We start from the raw sequence: 1,101 nt of genomic DNA, 5'->3' as shown, positions 1-1,101 counted from the left end.
ATCCCAACCCGCGGTTTGGTTACGAGAGCTCACTGCGCTGGATGCGTCGCTTCGACGACGACAGCGATTGGCCAAGTGCCGAGCAAAGGGGCAAGCCTGCGCTTGGCGGGGGCGAACAGAGCAGGCCCGCTTCTGTTCCCGGTGGTCAGCCTTGTCCCCAAACAGGCTGGTGGCTCACACCGGCCAAGGCAAGCAGTCGCCGGTACTTCAAGGTTGGGGAGGTTATGCCTGCGGTTCAGGGGAGTGACTATGGCTCGACGTTCTGGCAGTGGGACGTCGACCAGTCTGCTCCAAAGCTCTGAGGGGCTGAACGGCACACCTCCACTGCGCTACGCAGTAAAAAGGAGGAGCCGCCGCAGGAGAAGAGGAAGCCCGGCGGGCGCTCACCACACGGAAAAAAGAGAGGCTTTTGATGAGCACTGCGCAACAGTATTTGAACGACGAAGAGATTGCTGAGTTCATCCGTGAAAGCAAGATCGCCCCGCAGTGGTTCTACGGCAATGAAGGGCGGGAACTTGCTATATGCCCCTACGTAACGCTGTATGTCTACCACCAGCCCGAAGACTACATGGTGGTGGCGGAAAAGTTCATAACCGTGTGGGAGCGCTTCGGCCGGCTCATCGATGAGCCTTTTAGGGCGTTATTCAAGTCACGCACGCAGGCATGGCTCAAGGCGGGGGACAGTCGATTCCCGCCCGACCTGCGAGCTGAAGCTGTGCATCATCAAAAGGAGTTCGAGACCTTTTACTTGATGGCGACCGACATGGAGTCGCCGGATGCTTCACCGTTGTGGTCCTACTCATCACGCGTGTGCCATGTGCCCCAAATGGGCTACAACACGCTCAAACTGACTTTCAGCTACGACTGGTACAACGATCGCAATCAGCCGCGGTGGAGCGAGTTTGTACTCGACTGCATCAAGTCGCTTCGACCGGAGCAGGCATACATGGGCTATGAAGTGGGCAACGGCGGCCTCAGCGTGATGGGCGCCTACGAGTCCGATGTGCTTGAACGCATTTGCGCTGACTATTTCTATGGACTTGACATTGATCACCCCTCGAACATGGGCTTTCACGCCAACGATGACGAAGATGGCTATGT

The 1,101-nt window shown here is 57.5% G+C and carries 1 protein-coding gene and 1 pseudogene; both read left to right on the top strand.

Features of this window, described 5'->3' with window-relative positions; genetic code table 11:
• Positions 1-302, top strand: a pseudogene (locus tag RT97_RS33635) (type VI immunity family protein); the annotation flags it as partial.
• A gap of 110 nt (positions 303-412) precedes the next feature.
• On the top strand, positions 413-1,101 hold a 689-nt coding region (locus RT97_RS28635; protein WP_042582254.1), incomplete at its 3' end, for a hypothetical protein.

This window comes from Variovorax paradoxus, assembly GCF_000834655.1.
GTDB lineage: Bacteria > Pseudomonadota > Gammaproteobacteria > Burkholderiales > Burkholderiaceae_C > Variovorax > Variovorax paradoxus_F.
Note: the sequence above shows the minus strand (reverse complement) of the source record. Positions and strands in the feature narration are given on the sequence as shown.